Raw genomic sequence first — 16,163 nt, 5'->3', positions numbered from 1 at the left:
CTGCAGGCTCAGGCTGCGTCGCGACGCAGCTGCGCGAGCAGGCCTTCCACGCCGAGGTCGATCAGGTCGAAGGCCTCGATGAAGGCTTGGTGGCCGCCGTACCACGGGTCGGGCACGTCACCGCCGATGGCATCGGCGAACTCCGAGAGCAGGCGCACCTTGCGCCCCGCATCGGCGGGCGCACGTCGGCGCAATGCGGCGCAATGCGGCGCAGTGCTGCTGCGTCATGCCGATGAGCCAGTCGAAGCGCTCGAAGTCGGCCACATGCACCTGGCGTGCGCGGTGCGCGGGCATCGCGATGCCGCGCCGCAGCGCCTCGGCCACCGAGCGCGGGTCGGGCGGATTGCCGCGCTCCTCGTCGGAGATGGCGGCGCTGTCGACCTCCACCGCGAAGCCCGCGCGCTGCGCCTTGTGAAGCAGCAATGCGTGCGCGGTCGGCGAGCGACAGATGTTGCCGGTGCAGACAAATAAAACAGCGAAATTCTTCAATTAAAACAACTACTTAACTCTGTTTTTAGGGGTCAACGCGATAGGGAAATATCGGACATTGACGCCCATATAAATCAACAACTTACAGCGCTGTTTCTACCGCATGATTTCAGAATAGGATTCAGCATGAAGATCTTCTATGCAGTCCAGCCGGGACGCTACCTGGCAGAGATGGTGCCCACGCAAGGCGGCGGCGCGGCCGATAGCGTTGTGGTCGATCCTGACGGCGCTCAGCACAAGTTCAGGAACACCGTCACCGGCTACAAGGTCGTCGTGAACGAAGACGACATGACCTACCAGACGCTGTATTCCAAAGGAGGCGATGTGTGGCTTGAGAAGCGACCTCTGGGCCCGCTCGCGCAGGCAACATGGGAGGCGATACAGCGCGATTTCGCGGACGGGCATCTCCGGATCGCCTGAATTCGCACCGGCCCGCTCGGCTATCCGCACTAGGCTATTTAGGCCAGCTACCGAGTCTGTAGGTTGGCTTGAAGTGCGTAGCAGGCGTCACGCTCGGCGGCGATGGTGTCAGCGCGGGAAGCGAGCCGGACAAGAAACTCTGCATCATCTCTGAGAAGTTGGGCGCCGGTTGTACTGGGGCAATTGCCGGGGGACGCGGGCACTGGGCCACTGGCGGGACGCTGGGGACGGTCGCGCAGCTTGCCAACAGCATCGTCAAGGCGAGCACGGATGTTCTGGATGGCTTCATCTTTGGCTTTCGTGGTCTGGTTGGCTGCGGCTTGCCATTCCTGCTCCGTTGCGCGGAATTTGGCTTCGGCTTGTTGGAGTGCTTTGGTCTGGGCGATCTGGTACGCATCGAAGTCGGCCCGGACGTTCGCCTCCCCTGCCCTGTAGACGAAGAAGTGACTGAACGCCAGCGCTGCGGCAAGAGCTATGGCGATCCAGACGCGCGGAGAAAGAAGCGCTGTCATCGAGCGATCCTCCACTTGCAATCCTGCGTATCGTGGTCCTTCGAGCCGCAGAAGCAGCAGATCCTGGTCATGGCTTCTCGCACAGCTCACGCTCGGCAGCGCGGCGATTCACCAGGCCTGGCAACTTCTTGCCGCCAGCCATCACCCAGCGCGACAACTCGGCGCATGCTCCTGCCATGTCGCCTGCGTTGGCCTTGCGCACCAGCGTAGAGCCGCAAAAGCCTGATACGCCGACGTTGTACGCAAAGCTCACGAAAGCAGCCTTCTGGCCGTCTGTCATGGGCGTCTTGACGCAGTTCAGTGCCTCAGCATGCTTTGCTAGGTCGTCGGCCAGCATCGTTTCGCACTGGGCGCGCGTGTAGGTCGTACCGGGCTTCAGGGATTGATCGTCATGCCCGTAGCAGACCGCCAGCCGCCCAATCGGATCGCGGTAGACCGTGGGCACGTAGCCCTCGAAGTAGGCGACCAGCGAGACAGCAGACGCAGCGGCAACGGCGCCGATCTTGGCAATGAGCCTCGTTTTGACGCTCATTTGATGCTCGTCCCAGCCTTGAAGGCGGTATACAGGCTAACGACCGCTGCAATGGCGCCAGCGATGTAGCCGAGCGGTCGGGCGAACTTGCCGATCCAGTTCAGCACCTTGAACGCACCTTTGAGATTCGCGAAGGCCTCGACCAAGTCAGAGGTGTTGGACTCGATCCGGGCCGTAGCTTCTGTGTTGGTAGCAAGCCCTTTTTCGATCCGCTCCATGCGGGCGTCGCCGTCGTCCAAGCGCTTGTTCACGACCTCAAGCAGCTCGCCGGGTTGGGTGTCGTTGCTCATCACAGCCCCGTCGCAGCAGTCCAATGACCAGTGATGACAACGTCACTGCTCAGTGATCCTGAGTTGATGTTGAAAGCCGATTCCGATTGATTGGAAGCCGATGCCGATCTAGTTGACGGAGTGCCACCAGAATCGAGGCTGACCACTGAATTCGCATTGCTGTTGGTATCCCAAAGCTGAACCGTCGCCGCTGTCTTTAGAGGAACGGATAGCCGGATGTTGGCGGAGATGACGGCGCCCACGTTGCCCGCTGCGAAAAACGCGCCAACTTGGGTAGTCGTTCCCGGCGCCGTGCCCATGGCGTAGCTCTTCTGATAGTCCCGCTGGCAAAGTGCCAGTTCAACCCCGGGAGGACGGCGCTCAAATGGCGTGACGTAGGTGGGCTCAAATTGGGCTAGACCAACAGTGCCACCAGTGAAGCGAACCGTGACCGCTGTGTTTGCGGGAAGCGATGCCGTCTGCGAGCCTTTCGTGACGGACACACCATTGACTGTCGCAGTCGCCGTGCCAGTCCAAGAAAGCGCGTAGACGCCCCCTGCGACCCATCCAGCTTCAATGATTTGCTCAAGCCCTCCAGCCGGAGCCGTTACCACGCGATCTGGAGCTGCAGCGGCGAACGTGATGTTCTGGCCCGAAGTCACCACGCGCCACCGATCCAGCGTCACTTGGTTGGCAATGCCCGTCGCTGCGCCGCTGGCGTAGACGCGCTGGTTGATCGCGAAATTCCCGTTCACCAGCAGATTGCGGCCTTGCGGGTAGACTGCAGGCAGCGCGGTATCCAATGGCGAAATGACGCCGTAGGAGACAGCCGAAAGTCCCGAATCCAGCACGCCAGAGCTATTGCCAACCGTCACCGTCGTGTTGGGCGCGCTGTAGGTACTGGAGAGAATCGTGCCGTAGGCCGTGCCGCCCGTGTTCGTGGTCTTCAGCCGGCGACCAACCTGGAAAATCTGCGTCTGATCTCCTGGAACCGTGAACGACGTTGCGCTGACGTAGGTGGGGACGCCTTGGTAGACGACCCATTGATCCGCCGCAACGGTCGTGTCGTTGATGCCGCTGACGTAATCAATGGTGCGTTGGGTCGCGCCATCAGCATCCTTGATGACGAATTTGTACGCCTGCCCACCAACGAGCCACACCGCGCCCTGCGAGTTCACCCCTAGGGTGTTCAGCGTGATCGGGAACGAGTTCGCATGCGCTGGCAGGCCGTCGCGGTCGTTGTAGGTGGCGGCTGGAGTGCTGGAATCAGCTAGGTACACCCAAATAGTTCCACCCGACAACGGATTCCCGCTGACATCTACCTGCTGCTCATTGATAAGGGGGGCGAGAAATGCCATGCAGGCTCCTGAAATGAAAAAGCCACCCGAAGGTGGCTAGTGGCTAAAATCTGCCGGTGGAATTCACCGACTACATGTTTTGGAAGATGGTTGTCGTAGGGGTGGCAGCGGTTCTCTACGGGATCTATCGCGGCTACACCGATTACGGCGATTGAGTTGCTGCGACGGGCGCTGCTTTGTAAATGAGCTGCTGCACTTCGGGGCTGCGTGCGAACTCCAGGAGTCGGTTTCCACCAGCGGAAGGTGCTCGTGGAATCAAAGAGTTCTGAGCACGCTGCGAGAACATCTGAGCACGGATGACTGGCGGAACCACCCAAGGGGCTGCTGCCATCGCCGCCCCGCCTACAGGACCGCCAAGCACGGTCCCCAGCACTCCGCCTCCAGACGATGCATATGCCTTCAGGTTGTGCACCCCCGCACCGGCCACCATAGAAGGCGGCTGTGTGGCTTTGGGGAAGGCGCTGCCAAAACGGGCAACCGTCAGTAAATCACCTTCCAGCGGCACATCCTGTTGTAGTGCAGTAGCAAGTTTTCGCGCATCGACAGCCCCAGTACCCTCCTTCAGCGCATCCTCGACAGAAAAACTCTTGGCGATGTTCTGGCGAGCCAATCGGTAGTTTTCTAGGGTATCGCTACCCTTTGGCAACGATCGCTCAAGGGCGCTTTCATAGGCATTCGCCACAGCCCGCTGAGCCTTCCCCATCGCCGAATCTCCCTTCCTGAAGGAATCAGCTGCGTCCTCGCGAAGAATGCGGATCGCATCAACTGCATCACTTGAGTCGAACCCTCCCGACTGATGAGCGCGCACGAGATCGTTGATTTCCGTCTTCTGTACTGCGGGGATCGTCCCCTTCCCCGTGTACATTTTTACTACGTCGGACAAGTCGGCGGAGAATTTCGGGTCAGCCTTGATCGTGCCAAGTTGACGTAATGGGTCATAACCAGCCTGAACTTGAGATGAGCGATAGGCCTTCAGAGCCTCGGTGCTAAGGGGCGCGTCCTCTGCCAGGCCGAGCGCGCGACGAACTAGTTTGTCCGTGATCTCCTGATTGCGCACTGATGCAACTTGAGCTGTGGCGATCTTGCCCGCCATACTCTCTTTGACAGTGTTGTAAAGCGTTGGATTTACGGCGGATGGCGTCACCACATACCCTTCAGCAATCGCATCCTTCAGCGTCTGCGTGAGCGGAGCGTTGCGTGCGAACGCCTGGGCTTCTTCAGCGCTTCTGGCTGCCATTCGATTTCCAACTGCCCGGCCTACTGGCGCGCCAAGCATCGCAACAGCCGGGGTTGCCATTCCATAGAGCGCCCCCTTCCCCGCATCGTCTGGATTGATGATGCCTGCAGTTGCACCTCCGCTGATTGCACCGCCGCCAAGCCGCAGCAACGCATTTCCTGCCCCCTGGGCAAGTGTTGCTGGCGCGGCGCCTCCAACCCTCATGCCGCCCGATGAAATGGCGTTGCCGAACTTCGTGAGCGAGTTTCCGATGGCCGGCGCGGATGACGAAAGCGCGCCGCCAGCTGCTCTGACTGGCGCGGCGATTGCTCCGCCTACAGGATAGGTAGCTGCGATGTTCCCTAGAAGTCGCCCGCCAGAAAAAATGGCCCCCTTGTTCTCTTCGTTGAAGTCCTTCAGCCCTTGGGCGCGATCCGCATTGCTCTGCTCAGCAGGGCTCATCGGAGGCTGTCCACTCACGATATTAGTGATGCCTGATGCTGGCCGCTGAACATCTGGGTTGATCAGCAGGTTCGGCTGCGAAGGAATGACGCTTGCTGCGGATTTTGTGCCGCTGTTGATGATCGTATTTCCGACATCAGCAAAGCCGCTGGCGACCCCTTTGACGGCCGATCCGAGCGCGTCAGTGGTGTTGTTTTTGGCCTCTCGCCGAGCCTTGGGATAGACGCCGAACGCAGCCCCTCCGGAGACTGGCTCAGCCGAATCCTCGGGATTTGCCAGCGCAGTCGCAAATGGGTCGTGGTCCACCGGAACAAGTGTCGGCCCCGCCGTCGCCTTGACGGGCGTCATCTTGGCCGCCGTCGTGACCTTCGATACGTATCCAGGGTCTTCGGCATAGCCGCCGCTTTTCAGTGCCTTTGCGAAGTCCTCGGGCGTCTTGGCGTTCACCGCATTGGGATACTTGCGCTGGATCAGGCTCACATAGTCATCGACAAACTGGTCGGGCGTCTCGTAGGCACGGTATTTGTCTCGACTGCCATTCATGTTGTCCGTGGCCGCCACACCACCGCCAGCGAAGTCCTTGATGTTGCCGAGATTGTTTGTGCCGGGGATGACGCTCTTGCCCCATCCGGTTTCAAGGCCCCATTGACCGAGAACAACGCCGGGATCAACGCCAAGAGCCTTCCCCGCCTTCTCGGCAGCCGCGCCATAGCGCGCGCTAAAGTCGTTCGGCGTCGTGGACTTCTTGAACGGGTCGAAGTCAACCGCTACAAGCTCGGCCATTACTCTTTCACCTCGAAGTATTTGCCGTTCTGCTGGACGTAAAACTTACCGTCCGGCGCCCGGCGTGCCTGCAGTTGATTGCCGTCGATGGTGACGGTTCGAGCCGAGCCAGCGAGGCCGCCAGCCTTCCCGCCGTTCAGCGCTGCCGGCTGCTTGGCATAGGCGCTCGTGTCCATCGGGTCGTGGCCGTAGTTGATCCGCACGTTGTCAATGTCGAGTTTGCGCAGTTCCACCGCACGTTCGTTGATGCGCTTGATCTCGGCCAGGCGCTGCTTCACAACCTCGGTATCGTTGATGTTCTGGAAGAGCTCGTTCCAGGCGCGCTGGGCGTCGCCATCGGTCTGCACGCCCTTGTTCAGGCGCAGCGAGTCGTTGCGCAGCTTTTCGAGGTTCGACTTGAACGAGGCGAAGTTTCGGCTCTCTTCCGTGCTCATTCCGGAGACATTCAGGGCCGAGTTCGCTAGATTCGAGATGGGGCCAAACTTGAGCTTTCCGCTGCCGATTTGCTGTTCGATTGCGCTGAGGTCCGCATTGATGCTCGACGCCGTTCCGATGGCATCCAGCCCTTCCTGCTGCATCTTGAGGGCGGCAGCAGGCAGGGGCTTCAGAACCTTCTTCTGCTCGGCAGTCGTTGCGGCAGTGGATGCGCGCAAATCCTGTCCACGGGTCGTGGCGGCCACAGTGTTGGCATTGTTTGCTGCGGAGGTCTGGGCTTGCAACCTCGCATTTGCATTGGGAGTGGTGTATTCCATCTCCTTCCACTTCTGCTCCAGTTGCTGCTTCACACTCATTGCCTGCGCCCGCTTCTCTTCAATCAACGCCGGGTCGTACTGGGCCGGCATCTGGGCGGCGGCCTCTGGGCCAAAGATCTGCGCCGTCTGTTGGCGCGCGCGTTCCCACGTAGCCTGATCCCTGACGCCGTTCATGATCTGACCAGCGACCTCGTAGTTCTTCAAGTGCTGCTCTACCTGAAGCTTCATCGTCTCAAGGCCGGACTTCTTTTGTTCGTTCTGGAACTTCAGGGCGTCCTGCGCTGGCTTCACAAGGCCGGCCTTGTAGTAGGCGCTCGCAAGCCCTTCGGGCGCGGTGCCTTGCGCAATCCGGCGCTGCTCGGCGTCGTCCTGCATGCCCTGGCGTAGCTGCGACAGCTTCAGGCCTCCAAGCTCGCGCTGCATGCGCTGGTCGTCAATCTCCCCCTGTGACAGGAGAGGCGTGACGCCCTTGCCGAGGTTCAAAATGATGCTGGGGTCAAGTGCCATTTCTTATCCAATCATCCCGTTTGTGCCTGCAAATACGTTTGCGGGTGGGTTCCATCCACTTGGTCCGTTCAAGCTTGTCGAGCTCGCTCCATAGGGCGTTGCTCCGCTGGAGATCAAGCTATTCCAATTGGCCGCTCCGCTTGGATTTGAGTTGGAACGGAAGGCGTTCACCAGAGAGTTCGCGCCCGACACCAGAGCATTGCTACCGGCGACTTCGCCAGCTGCTGCCGCGTTGGCCGCCCCCGTCAAGTTGCCACCAACGGTTGCCGCCGTCTGGTTGCCAGAAGCGCCAACCTGCGCCGCCGAGTTCTGCCCCAATTGGGACTGGCCAGTCAGGAAGCTGTAGATCGTGTTGCGGTTCTGGTTGTATGCACCAAGGTTCGTATCCCAGGTGCTACGCGCGCGGCTGAAGCCCTCATTGAACTTCGTGCCGGCGTAGTCCTGTCCGAAGCGATTGAGCTCCTTCATGGCAGCGCCAGACAGGAAGTTGCCTCGTGCAGCCTGACCGCGCTCGATTCCCTGCGTTCCCTGATCGAGGCCGAACTTGTAGCCCGGGTCCGTCAGCAGGTCTTTGCCGGTGAAGCTGAATTCTTCACCGTTGCGGTAGGCGCGCATGAGCGAGCCATAGCTTGGGTCGGCGGCAGCGGCAGCGTTCTGGGCGTCCTGCTCTTCGTAGTACTTGGCGATGGCGGCGTTCAGGCCCTCTTCGTCAATCGTGGAGCCGGGGCCCATCGCGCCAGCCGAAGCGCCGTTGGCCTGGCTGTCTGGGCTAGTCCAAAGCGACGACCTGTCCGGGTTCTCGTTCCGTGCGGCTTGCTGCTGGAAGTAATCGTGCGCACCTTGAGCGCCCAATGCGGCAACGGCATCTGCGCCCGTTCGGTACATCGGCGCTGCATTGGCCGCCGTCGATTGCCGGGTGTATCGACTCATCAACTGTTGTCGCACTTGATCCGGCGTCAATCCGGTCTGCAGGCCCATCGATGTGACGCCGCTCGGGCTTCCAGTGCCAAGATACCGGCTCAGAAGGTTCTGCGCGGCGCCGCCAGCCTTGGTCCAAGGCGACAGGTCTTCGCGCATCAGCGCTTGAGCGATGATCGCGGCCTGATTGGCAGCGTCAGAGCCACCCTGCTGCGCTGAAGCCGCATTCTTCGATGCGCTCATCTGGGAAACAGTCCCAACGGCGGCGATGCCCGCCCCGACCCATGCAACGCTCATGACAATTCCTCCTGATATTCAGTGGTGGCGACTTCCGCCTCGATCTTCTCGATGTCGGTTTCGTCGGTCCTGAAGACGTTGATAAAAACCGTGTCCTGGTGGGCGTAGCCGACCTTTTGAATGCCAGGCTTCGACACAGCGACGTGCCCCGCCTGGAAGCGCCCCATGCCCGTCTCGGTGAGCACCGAGATGTCGCCCTTCGCGACGATGTTCACGCACTCTTTAAGGTGAAACTTGCCAACCAAAAGAGAGCCTTTCGGGATGAACAAGGTCCGCGTGTAAACACCGTCAATCAGCGTGTGCTGCACATCAAACTCACGCTGCTCGGTAGCCGGCAGATCAAGAAGGCTTTGCGTCCATGCGCGGATCTGCTTACGAATGGCCGCCGGAGAACGGTCGGGCACATTGAATGTGACTTCACCATCCACAAGGATGAGCAGCGCCCCCGGCCTCGTCATCGCGAAGCCTTGTCCATACTTGACCTTCATGCTGGTGCGCCTGCAGCGTCGTGCCAAACAATCGGGTTGATCGAGTGCAGCCAGACGGGCAGTCCTAGGTCTTCGTCGTAGTAGAAGCGGCCAACCCACAGGAGCGACGTGGGCCTATCTGCCGTGGGGCCGCTTTGCTGAACAGACAACGCTGCCCGATGCGTGCGGCTGATCCACTGGGCCCATGACGTGGTCCAGTTGCCGGAGGCATCGAACGGCTGGCCGCCAGGGATGTCGTAGGACTTCATCAGTTGAACTCCGCCCATGCACCGATGAACACGGTCTTCACTGGGTCAGTGACGCGAAGGCGAAACACCCAGTCGCGGCCACGGCCAAGACGCAGGAACAGCGAGCGGCACTTGAACTGGCCCATTGCACCAATGTCGCGCCAGATCTCTTCAGACCATGTATGGCCGCCGTCCTTGCTGTACTGCAGCATCAGCTTCGGCTGAGAGCCCTGCCCTGTCAGCAATCCAACGCCGCCTTCCATCTCGATCCAGAGCTTCGACAGGAACGTGTATTCACCGGTCGATTGATGGCGAGACACGAGCTCGCGGGCAATGGACTGGCCGTCATCGGTGTAGATGCCGTCTTCAAAGCGATACAGCTTGCCGTTCTCGTAGTCGGTGACATACGAGCTATCCAGGAAATTGATCTGAATCTCGCCACGGTGGCGACCGCCCGACGACTCGGCGCGATGCCACTCACGGCTAAGCCCATCGAACACCCACGACTCATTGGCCGAGGGGAAGCTGATCTGATAGAACGGATGCCCGCTCACCATGTACGCAAAGCCGGTGGCGTTGGAAACGCCGCTGTACTGGCTGAAGATGTAATCCATCTCAGGGTTCGACACGGGAACAGCGCTGTAACCAGACAAGGTGCAAACCTGCACAGCACCGAGACGGTTCTTGCGCAAGAAGATCATCGAGTCCATGAACTTGCACAGCGACCAGCGCGCAGCAAGACCCCACTCAATCGCCGCAGCACCTACGCGAGCAAACGGAAAATCAAGCGCCCCCGAATCGCTCCAGAACTCTGTCGTTTCACTGCCAAACAGAACAATCTGCCCGTTGTCTGCGATGACTCGGATCAGGTTGTCCGGATTCGACTCAGCTGTTGCGAAATCCAGCGAGGTCCAGCCAGTCAACCCATCAAGCGGCGCCGAAACATAGAAGCGGCCAGATTCAGGCTTCTGAACAATGAAGTACTGGTTCAGGAACGTCACCGTGTCTGCCCCCGGGAAATCCGGGTCGGTGATCTGCGCAAACGTCGAAGTCCCCGTGTCGTAGATGTACCCATTCGGGCCATCCACGATGATGATCTGAGTACCGTTGTCCGACATGTCCACCCGCCCGGCAGACGTGAGCAATGTGCCGATGTTGGTCATCGTCCCATCGTTCGTGACGCGCCACAGCGTGAAGCGGTTGACGATGTAGAGAACGTCGTCCTTCTTCCAGGCCCCACGGCTCGCATATGCACCGAAGTTGACGAACGTCGTCAGACCGGGCGTCGGATAGAGCGTAAGAGTGCCCTTCTCTCCGTCCTTCTGGATCTCGGCGTACAGGTTCGTGCGCTTCTGCGCATCGACGTTGTACGACTTGCCGAAGTTGCCAAGTCCGAAGAGAGGAACAGGCCTCAGCGCCATTCCAGCGGCCCCGAGCGCGGATAGGCGCAGTCATCGACCGTGAAGTTGATCGGCGCCTGGTCGGTCGCCCATTGCAGCATCAGAAACTTCTTCTGTGCAGCACGAGCGGAGATTTCCGCGCGGATCGTCTGGTCAACGCCGTACTTCAGCGAGATCTCATCGGCAAGGAAGTACTGCAGGCTGTTCACGAACTGCTGCTGGATGTTCGTCGTCCCCGCAAGGATCACGTCCGGCAGGATCGACTGATAGCTCAGCGTCAGTCCCGGCTCTTGTGTCGGCGCCGGGTACAGGTGAAAGCTCAGATCAGGCGAGACGTAGAACACCTCCGGGTAGTCCGCCGTCTTCGTGAGGTCGTATGCCTCCCAGATAGCTTTGGGGACTTGCTTCAGGGGACGCGCTGAGCCGGAGGCATCTGTGTACTTCAGCAGGGGCACTCCGAAGTAGTCGGTCGGCGGCGTGACGATGCTTGGCGTCCCAATGGTCCACACAACGGCGACAGGCGTGTTCGAGATGCGTGGCCATTGGAAGCCGTAGCTCGGAAGCTCCTTGATGACGCCATTCAGCGCGTCAAGGCACAGGTCCGCATCCTCGTCTTCCACCTTCTCGCCAACACCAATGGATTGGCAGAGCTGCAACGCGCCTTGGATGACCTTGATCGTGGTCAGCGACCAGTCCAAGCTGGAATCAATGACGATGGGCATGGTTCAGATCGTGATTGAACGATCAGCGTAGTAACTGCGCATCGCTGACACGATGGCTTGAATCTCAACATCCGACTTGGCGACGTTGTAGACAGCAAACAGCGCAATATCCACCGCATGCTGATACAACGCCGAGTTCGCCGCAGGGCTGCCGCCGACGATGAACTTGTTAGAGCCCAGATTCACAGGGAATGCCGAAGTGGCCGTCCCCGATTGATTGGTCGTCCAGTCCTTGACCGTGCGAATGCCCGTAGCCGAGTCACACCGGCCCGACAGGATCGACCACGACCCCACGTTCGACGCCAGCGTTTTGGTTGCGGCGGCGTTCTGGTCAACATTGCTGCCATCCTTGATGGCTTGGTTGTAGGCAATGCTCACCTTGCCGTCAGCAGCAACGCCGGCTTCGAAGCGCAACGTTGCCCCCCGCGTGGTCGTGGGCGGCGGCGTTACGACCGGGCCAGTCTCCGTACTGCAGATGTACGTGTAGTCGTCCGTGATTGGGCGAGCCACCGCAATAACCGTCTGACTCGCAGACTGAGGCGCGGCGGTCTGTAGGGAATTCGACCCAGGCAGGAACGTAGCGTAGTTCGTGTGATAGACCGGCGACCCGATCACCGCAGAAAGATCACCCCCAGCGTGGTTGCGAATGGTGAAGGCCGAGCTGAAACCAAAGAACCCCCAGTACGTGAGCCCAACGGTATCTGGCGGATCGAAGTCAACAACACCGGGAGCGTTCTGGTAATCGCCAACAGGAATAAGAAGGGGCATGACAACCTCAGTAGTTGAACGCGTTTTTGATGACGCTGGAGTAATACCGAGCTTGAAGTTCTTGCCCAGCGGAATTGGGGTGAAGGCCGTCCGAGAGGTATCGGCCAGCGCCTCCGTTCACCTCAAAGTCTTTGACGATCCCTGATTCGTGATGGGCATCGATCAAGATGAATCCGTAACGTCCGGCCATCTGCGACGCAAGGTCTAGCAGTGGCTGCTTGTCGGATGTTTCGAAGTCGGCTCGCTGCAGTGGATTGGCATAGAAGCACTTGGCATTCGGCCATGCGGTCTTTACCGTCCAGAAAGCCCACCTCATGGCCTCGGCAGTCAGCGTGAGATCGAGGGCGCCGAGGGTGCTCTTTGCCATCGCCGTCGCGTAACTTCCGAGGAAGACCGAATTACCACCTGTCACGGCATCATTCGTGCCCGCCGAGATGACGATTACATCTGGCGTCTCGCCGTTTGCGATGGCTTGTGCAATCTGGTAATCGATCATTTGCCAACTTGTTTGGCCTTGGTGGCGAAACGCCGCTCCGCTTTCCGCGTAATTCTTTAGGTCCTGCATCTGCATCAATGTCTGCAGGAATACTGGATAGTTGGCGCGCACGCCGGTTCCGAAGTTCCCTATGGACGGCTCGCCGGTCTTGGTGATCGAATTTCCAATGAAAAGCCAACGCAAGCCAGCCCAGTAATTTGGCGCCTGCGTAGCTGCAGCCTTGAGCGAGTCGAAGATCACCCAGCCCGATTTGTCTCTAACCTTGAAACCCTCGGTGACCGCACTTGGCAACAGCGAGAAGGCCGGCGTCACCAAGCCTCCATCAACCTTGATGCGGCTGTGAATCCATCCCGAATCATCTGTTAGGGTCAGCGCGTCAGCAGTGGACACGTTGCTTGGGGCGACAAGACCTTGCAGCGTCAGCATGTCCGCCGAAGATGCGGGTTGAAGCACATCCTTCACAAAGACAGTCGCGTCTGACGTGTAGTAGCCGTTGTTCGCCGGCACTGGGTCCCCGTAGACTACTGCGCGAGTTCCAAGTGGTTGCGGCTCGGTGGCTACTGCATCAGATAGCAGTTCGAAGAAACCAGCTCCTGCCGCCGCTTGCGCATCGACTGCAGCATCAATTGCCAAATCCTTTGCATCGCTGGATGCCTGGGCGCTGGCTGCAGCCTCCCCCGCCTTGGTCGTGCTGATGCCGGCTTGCTCTGTCGCTGTAGTGGCAGCTGCAACCGCTTGGGCGGCTGCGGGTAGGACTTCATCTCTCGCAGCAAAAACTTCCTCTGCTGCAACTACGGAATCGGCGAGCAAAACATCCGTGTATGCCAGTTTCCCGCCCACATAAATGTCGTATCTGCCATCAGCAGCATAGAACTCGAAGTACCCGTTAGCGTCTGTCTCTACAGGGTTAGGTGTCGTCGTGCCGCTGTTGTCTGAATAGATCGTTACAGGAGTAGCAGTCCCCGTGAAGGTGATCAGCACCACGATGCCGACTACTGCATCGCCGTTGCGCGCTGTGATGTTGTTCTGGTACTTCTGCATGACCTATGGCCTCAGATCGGCTCAGCGGTGTATTGGAAGGTCGGGATGGATACGGCTTTCCACTTGCCGTCCGATTCCTGCACTTGCGTCGTGATGACGGAATGCTTCACCACGTCTAGGTAGTTCTCATCGATGATGGTTTCGACGTTGCGCTTGTAGAGATTGAGCTTGAAGTTGTGACCAACCTCGATGTCGCCGCCTTCACCGTGGAAGGTGATGCGGTACTTCTTGAGCTCTTTCTTCACCGGGGCCTCTTGGGCTTCGGCTTGGGGGGTGTTGGGTACGCCACGGGGCATTTCTCTTCTCCAATGAAAAAGGCCCGGGGGTTAGCCGGGCCTCGTTGCGGTTGATGGACGTTCAGGTCAGCCGATGGCTTCCCAGGCGAACGTCTTGGATGCCAGGATCGTCGCGGCCTTCACCATGAAGCCAGCGCCCGACACCGTGACGCCGTTGGTCGTCTCCAGGGTGCGAGTGCCAGCAGCGACGGTGTGAATCGAGCTGGCCGCAGCCATGCCCACGAGCCATTCGTCGCTGATGCGGTCGGTGACGTTGTGGAAGCGCACGACGCGCGGCGTGAAGCCGAGCGTGAACGTGGTGTCAGCTGCAGCGCCTGCGTCGGTGACGACGATGCCGGTCTTGTGGTTGACGACGCCGCCGCTGGCGGTTTGCGTGTTGGTGGTCAGTGCCATGGTGTTTCTCCTTGCTTAGACCGAAGCCAGCGACTCAAGACGCAGCATCCAGGCCTGGTTGAGGATCGTGGTGATGGTCGTTGCCTTCCAGCCCACGGTCGAACGCTGGTTCAGCGGGTCAGCAGCACCAGCCGAGCCCAGAGGCTTGACGTAGGTGTTCATCGACTCGCCGGACAGCGGGGAAAGGCCGTAGGCTTCTGCGGCGATGATCAGAGTGGCGTACACGTCGTTCGAGCCGCCGCCAGTAGCCTTGTAGCCTGCAGTCGTGGCCGTGGTGGCGTTGGTCCAGATCTTCGCGTTCGTGGACGACACGAAGCGGATGTTCTTGTACGCGCCGATTTCGTCTTCGATCAGGCCTTCCTGCGAGCCGTAGTCGGAAACCGACTTGTAGCCCGTGATCGCTTCCAGATCGAATTCCACGTCAGGGTGGACGATGCCGATGAACGCCTTGCGGACCGAGCTCGTGCCGATCTTCTCCGAGGCCCCGATGCCTTCCTTCATGTACTTGGCGTTCTGGTTCTTGAGGAACCGGATTGCCTTGTCCAGATCGGGGCCGGTCAGCTTGTTGACCAGCGACAGACGGTCGGCAACACCCGAGGCATAGGCCACGTTGGAGCCGGCCACCAGCACGTCACGGCGCACGATGTCGATGGTCGTGCCGGCCTGGTCGCCGAGCACGTCGGTCGCTTCGGTCACAACCGGGTCCTGGTTCGTCATCGAAACGAGGTCGGTCAGCGTCACGTAGTCGCCGTATTGCTGCAGCGTGGAGGTGATGTCGGTCACGGACAGAGCCGAGCCGGAAGGCGTGACACCTTCGACAAGCGCGGTCGTCGCGGCGGCGAGCTGCGAGTAGCGGCGGAACTTGATCTGGTTTCCGCTGTTCTTCGGAACGGGGCGCTTCTGGCCGTAGCGGCCATGCACGTCGTTCGGCTGAGCGCGGGTCAGCAGGTTGCGGTCGTAGTACGCCTGTACGCCCGGAGGCAGAACGGCGAGGTTGGTAACGTTGGTCATTGGATTCCTTCTGTAGGGCTAGAAGCCCTTGACGCGCTTCACCTCTTTGGCGAACTCGGCGTCGGACATGTTTTTCATCCGCTCGGCCATTGCCAGTTGATCGTCCGGGGCGACTCTTGTGGAGCCTCCACCAGCGCCAGCACCTGGAACGGCCATAGCGGACACCTTGGCTTGCTTCGCAACTTCGGCAGCGAATCGCTTGCCAACCTGTTGCTCTGTGAAAGCCAGTTTTTCTGCAGTGATTTCACGAATCGCTACCAGCGGGTCATTGACATCAGGGCCAAGTGCGTCGAAACGCGCCTTGATCGCCTTCTCCAGCTCAGGATCGATAGACACATCGAAGATGCCCGGGTGGACCTTCTCGATAGCTGCCTGCCATTCCTGCGCCTTCTGCTCTTCCTGATGTCGCGGAGTCGGATCTTTCGCAACGAAGCGGATCGCATCGGCCAATTCCGGATTCGCATCCAAAATAGCTGGCTTGTTTGCCTCGCGCTCTGCTGCTTCACGCTCTCGACGTTCCTGCGCACGCTCTTGCGCCAACTTGGTCGCCCAGGCTTGGTTGTCCTTGGCGATCTTTTCGGCCTTTGCTACGCGCTCTTCGAGAACCTTGATTGGGTCCGGCTCTTCGGCCTTGGGCTCTTCAGCCACCGGCTTGTTCTCGGGCTCGACAGCCTTCTCAGGCGTCTCTACCTTCGTGAACTTGCCGTCAGCGCCTCGTGCGGTAGTTGCTTGCGCATCCGCTTCGAGCTTTGCTGCTGCCTCGTCGTACTCCTTCTGGTATTGCTCGTCATTCACTTGCATCGAAT

20 protein-coding genes are annotated in these 16,163 nt (G+C 59.7%); 1 reads left to right on the top strand and 19 read right to left on the bottom strand.

The features are described 5' to 3' along the window. Nucleotides 1-8: 8 nt before the first annotated feature. Nucleotides 9-194, bottom strand: a complete 186-nt coding sequence (locus AC1RAD_RS07810) for an arsenate reductase/protein-tyrosine-phosphatase family protein (protein ID WP_492734404.1) — start codon at nucleotides 192-194, stop codon at nucleotides 9-11. Continuing rightward, nucleotides 118-423, bottom strand: a complete 306-nt coding sequence (locus AC1RAD_RS07805; RefSeq protein ID WP_492734403.1) for an arsenate reductase/protein-tyrosine-phosphatase family protein — start codon at nucleotides 421-423, stop codon at nucleotides 118-120. Before AC1RAD_RS07805 ends, AC1RAD_RS07810 begins: the two co-directional genes overlap by 77 nt. A gap of 192 nt (nucleotides 424-615) precedes the next feature. On the opposite strand from AC1RAD_RS07805, the gene AC1RAD_RS07800 reads away from it, so the two are divergent. Beyond that, the gene (locus AC1RAD_RS07800; protein WP_492734401.1) at nucleotides 616-909 is read left to right on the top strand and encodes a hypothetical protein; all 294 of its coding nucleotides are present in this window, start codon (nucleotides 616-618) and stop codon (nucleotides 907-909) included. Between the two features lie 47 nt (nucleotides 910-956). Here the strand turns inward: AC1RAD_RS07800 and AC1RAD_RS07795 are convergent, their stop codons facing one another. The 17 genes from AC1RAD_RS07795 to AC1RAD_RS07715 form a co-directional block, all read right to left on the bottom strand. Further along, nucleotides 957-1,421, bottom strand: a complete 465-nt coding sequence (locus tag AC1RAD_RS07795; protein WP_492734400.1) for a hypothetical protein — start codon at nucleotides 1,419-1,421, stop codon at nucleotides 957-959. A 67-nt stretch (nucleotides 1,422-1,488) separates the two neighbouring features. Continuing rightward, nucleotides 1,489-1,953 (bottom strand): lysozyme, encoded by a 465-nt coding sequence (locus tag AC1RAD_RS07790; RefSeq protein ID WP_492734399.1) that lies wholly within the window; start codon nucleotides 1,951-1,953, stop codon nucleotides 1,489-1,491. Further along, nucleotides 1,950-2,243, bottom strand: coding sequence for a hypothetical protein (locus tag AC1RAD_RS07785; protein ID WP_492734398.1), 294 nt, complete (start codon nucleotides 2,241-2,243; stop codon nucleotides 1,950-1,952). Before AC1RAD_RS07785 ends, AC1RAD_RS07790 begins: the two co-directional genes overlap by 4 nt. Further along, nucleotides 2,243-3,580, bottom strand: coding sequence for a hypothetical protein (locus AC1RAD_RS07780; RefSeq protein WP_492734396.1), 1,338 nt, complete (start codon nucleotides 3,578-3,580; stop codon nucleotides 2,243-2,245). The genes AC1RAD_RS07785 and AC1RAD_RS07780 overlap by 1 nt, the downstream gene beginning before the upstream one ends. A 142-nt stretch (nucleotides 3,581-3,722) precedes the next feature. After that, nucleotides 3,723-6,041, bottom strand: a complete 2,319-nt coding sequence (locus AC1RAD_RS07775; RefSeq protein ID WP_492734395.1) for a glucosaminidase domain-containing protein — start codon at nucleotides 6,039-6,041, stop codon at nucleotides 3,723-3,725. Continuing rightward, entirely contained in the window at nucleotides 6,041-7,300 is a 1,260-nt protein-coding gene (locus AC1RAD_RS07770) for a hypothetical protein (RefSeq protein WP_492734394.1), read from the bottom strand. The genes AC1RAD_RS07775 and AC1RAD_RS07770 overlap by 1 nt, the downstream gene beginning before the upstream one ends. A gap of 3 nt (nucleotides 7,301-7,303) precedes the next feature. Then, nucleotides 7,304-8,515, bottom strand: coding sequence for a hypothetical protein (locus AC1RAD_RS07765; RefSeq protein WP_492734393.1), 1,212 nt, complete (start codon nucleotides 8,513-8,515; stop codon nucleotides 7,304-7,306). After that, nucleotides 8,512-9,003 carry a hypothetical protein gene (locus tag AC1RAD_RS07760; protein ID WP_492734392.1) on the bottom strand — a complete coding sequence of 164 codons (492 nt, stop codon included), beginning with the start codon at nucleotides 9,001-9,003 and terminating at the stop codon, nucleotides 8,512-8,514. The genes AC1RAD_RS07765 and AC1RAD_RS07760 overlap by 4 nt, the downstream gene beginning before the upstream one ends. Next, nucleotides 9,000-9,251 carry a hypothetical protein gene (locus tag AC1RAD_RS07755; RefSeq protein WP_492734391.1) on the bottom strand — a complete coding sequence of 84 codons (252 nt, stop codon included), beginning with the start codon at nucleotides 9,249-9,251 and terminating at the stop codon, nucleotides 9,000-9,002. The genes AC1RAD_RS07760 and AC1RAD_RS07755 overlap by 4 nt, the downstream gene beginning before the upstream one ends. After that, complete coding sequence (locus AC1RAD_RS07750) at nucleotides 9,251-10,651, bottom strand: packaged DNA stabilization protein (protein WP_492734390.1); 1,401 nt, start codon at nucleotides 10,649-10,651, stop codon at nucleotides 9,251-9,253. Before AC1RAD_RS07750 ends, AC1RAD_RS07755 begins: the two co-directional genes overlap by 1 nt. Next, nucleotides 10,642-11,352, bottom strand: coding sequence for a phage adaptor protein (locus AC1RAD_RS07745; RefSeq protein WP_492734389.1), 711 nt, complete (start codon nucleotides 11,350-11,352; stop codon nucleotides 10,642-10,644). The genes AC1RAD_RS07750 and AC1RAD_RS07745 overlap by 10 nt, the downstream gene beginning before the upstream one ends. Nucleotides 11,353-11,355: 3 nt before the next feature. Further along, nucleotides 11,356-12,120, bottom strand: a complete 765-nt coding sequence (locus tag AC1RAD_RS07740; protein ID WP_492734388.1) for a hypothetical protein — start codon at nucleotides 12,118-12,120, stop codon at nucleotides 11,356-11,358. A gap of 7 nt (nucleotides 12,121-12,127) precedes the next feature. Beyond that, on the bottom strand, nucleotides 12,128-13,657 hold the full coding sequence (locus tag AC1RAD_RS07735) for an SGNH/GDSL hydrolase family protein (protein WP_492734387.1): 1,530 nt from the start codon (nucleotides 13,655-13,657) through the stop codon (nucleotides 12,128-12,130). A gap of 11 nt (nucleotides 13,658-13,668) precedes the next feature. After that, nucleotides 13,669-13,953, bottom strand: a complete 285-nt coding sequence (locus AC1RAD_RS07730) for a hypothetical protein (RefSeq protein WP_492734386.1) — start codon at nucleotides 13,951-13,953, stop codon at nucleotides 13,669-13,671. A gap of 66 nt (nucleotides 13,954-14,019) precedes the next feature. After that, complete coding sequence (locus tag AC1RAD_RS07725; protein WP_492734385.1) at nucleotides 14,020-14,346, bottom strand: hypothetical protein; 327 nt, start codon at nucleotides 14,344-14,346, stop codon at nucleotides 14,020-14,022. A 15-nt stretch (nucleotides 14,347-14,361) separates the two neighbouring features. Then, the gene (locus tag AC1RAD_RS07720) at nucleotides 14,362-15,357 is read right to left on the bottom strand and encodes a N4-gp56 family major capsid protein (protein WP_492734384.1); all 996 of its coding nucleotides are present in this window, start codon (nucleotides 15,355-15,357) and stop codon (nucleotides 14,362-14,364) included. Nucleotides 15,358-15,375: 18 nt separating this feature from the next. Then, the gene (locus AC1RAD_RS07715) at nucleotides 15,376-16,158 is read right to left on the bottom strand and encodes a hypothetical protein (RefSeq protein ID WP_492734383.1); all 783 of its coding nucleotides are present in this window, start codon (nucleotides 16,156-16,158) and stop codon (nucleotides 15,376-15,378) included. Nucleotides 16,159-16,163 lie beyond the last annotated feature (5 nt).

Source organism: Variovorax sp. GW823-FHT04B03 (assembly GCF_058796495.1).
This window is presented reverse-complemented; position numbering and strand designations above follow the sequence as displayed.

Bases quoted from the DNA above. Each gene is read 5' to 3' on its own strand.
- AC1RAD_RS07715 (WP_492734383.1), bottom strand. From the start codon at position 16,158: ATGCAAGTGAATGACGAGCAATACCAGAAGGAGTACGACGAGGCAGCA.
- AC1RAD_RS07730 (WP_492734386.1), bottom strand. From the start codon at position 13,953: ATGCCCCGTGGCGTACCCAACACCCCCCAAGCCGAAGCCCAAGAGGCC.
- AC1RAD_RS07770 (WP_492734394.1), bottom strand. From the start codon at position 7,300: ATGGCACTTGACCCCAGCATCATTTTGAACCTCGGCAAGGGCGTCACG.
- AC1RAD_RS07775 (WP_492734395.1), bottom strand. From the start codon at position 6,041: ATGGCCGAGCTTGTAGCGGTTGACTTCGACCCGTTCAAGAAGTCCACG.
- AC1RAD_RS07800 (WP_492734401.1), top strand. From the start codon at position 616: ATGAAGATCTTCTATGCAGTCCAGCCGGGACGCTACCTGGCAGAGATG.
- AC1RAD_RS07720 (WP_492734384.1), bottom strand. From the start codon at position 15,357: ATGACCAACGTTACCAACCTCGCCGTTCTGCCTCCGGGCGTACAGGCG.
- AC1RAD_RS07735 (WP_492734387.1), bottom strand. From the start codon at position 13,657: ATGCAGAAGTACCAGAACAACATCACAGCGCGCAACGGCGATGCAGTA.
- AC1RAD_RS07725 (WP_492734385.1), bottom strand. From the start codon at position 14,346: ATGGCACTGACCACCAACACGCAAACCGCCAGCGGCGGCGTCGTCAAC.
- AC1RAD_RS07785 (WP_492734398.1), bottom strand. From the start codon at position 2,243: ATGAGCAACGACACCCAACCCGGCGAGCTGCTTGAGGTCGTGAACAAG.
- AC1RAD_RS07755 (WP_492734391.1), bottom strand. From the start codon at position 9,251: ATGAAGTCCTACGACATCCCTGGCGGCCAGCCGTTCGATGCCTCCGGC.
- AC1RAD_RS07790 (WP_492734399.1), bottom strand. From the start codon at position 1,953: ATGAGCGTCAAAACGAGGCTCATTGCCAAGATCGGCGCCGTTGCCGCT.
- AC1RAD_RS07765 (WP_492734393.1), bottom strand. From the start codon at position 8,515: ATGAGCGTTGCATGGGTCGGGGCGGGCATCGCCGCCGTTGGGACTGTT.
- AC1RAD_RS07795 (WP_492734400.1), bottom strand. From the start codon at position 1,421: ATGACAGCGCTTCTTTCTCCGCGCGTCTGGATCGCCATAGCTCTTGCC.
- AC1RAD_RS07760 (WP_492734392.1), bottom strand. From the start codon at position 9,003: ATGAAGGTCAAGTATGGACAAGGCTTCGCGATGACGAGGCCGGGGGCG.
- AC1RAD_RS07745 (WP_492734389.1), bottom strand. From the start codon at position 11,352: ATGCCCATCGTCATTGATTCCAGCTTGGACTGGTCGCTGACCACGATC.
- AC1RAD_RS07740 (WP_492734388.1), bottom strand. From the start codon at position 12,120: ATGCCCCTTCTTATTCCTGTTGGCGATTACCAGAACGCTCCCGGTGTT.
- AC1RAD_RS07750 (WP_492734390.1), bottom strand. From the start codon at position 10,651: ATGGCGCTGAGGCCTGTTCCTCTCTTCGGACTTGGCAACTTCGGCAAG.
- AC1RAD_RS07780 (WP_492734396.1), bottom strand. From the start codon at position 3,580: ATGGCATTTCTCGCCCCCCTTATCAATGAGCAGCAGGTAGATGTCAGC.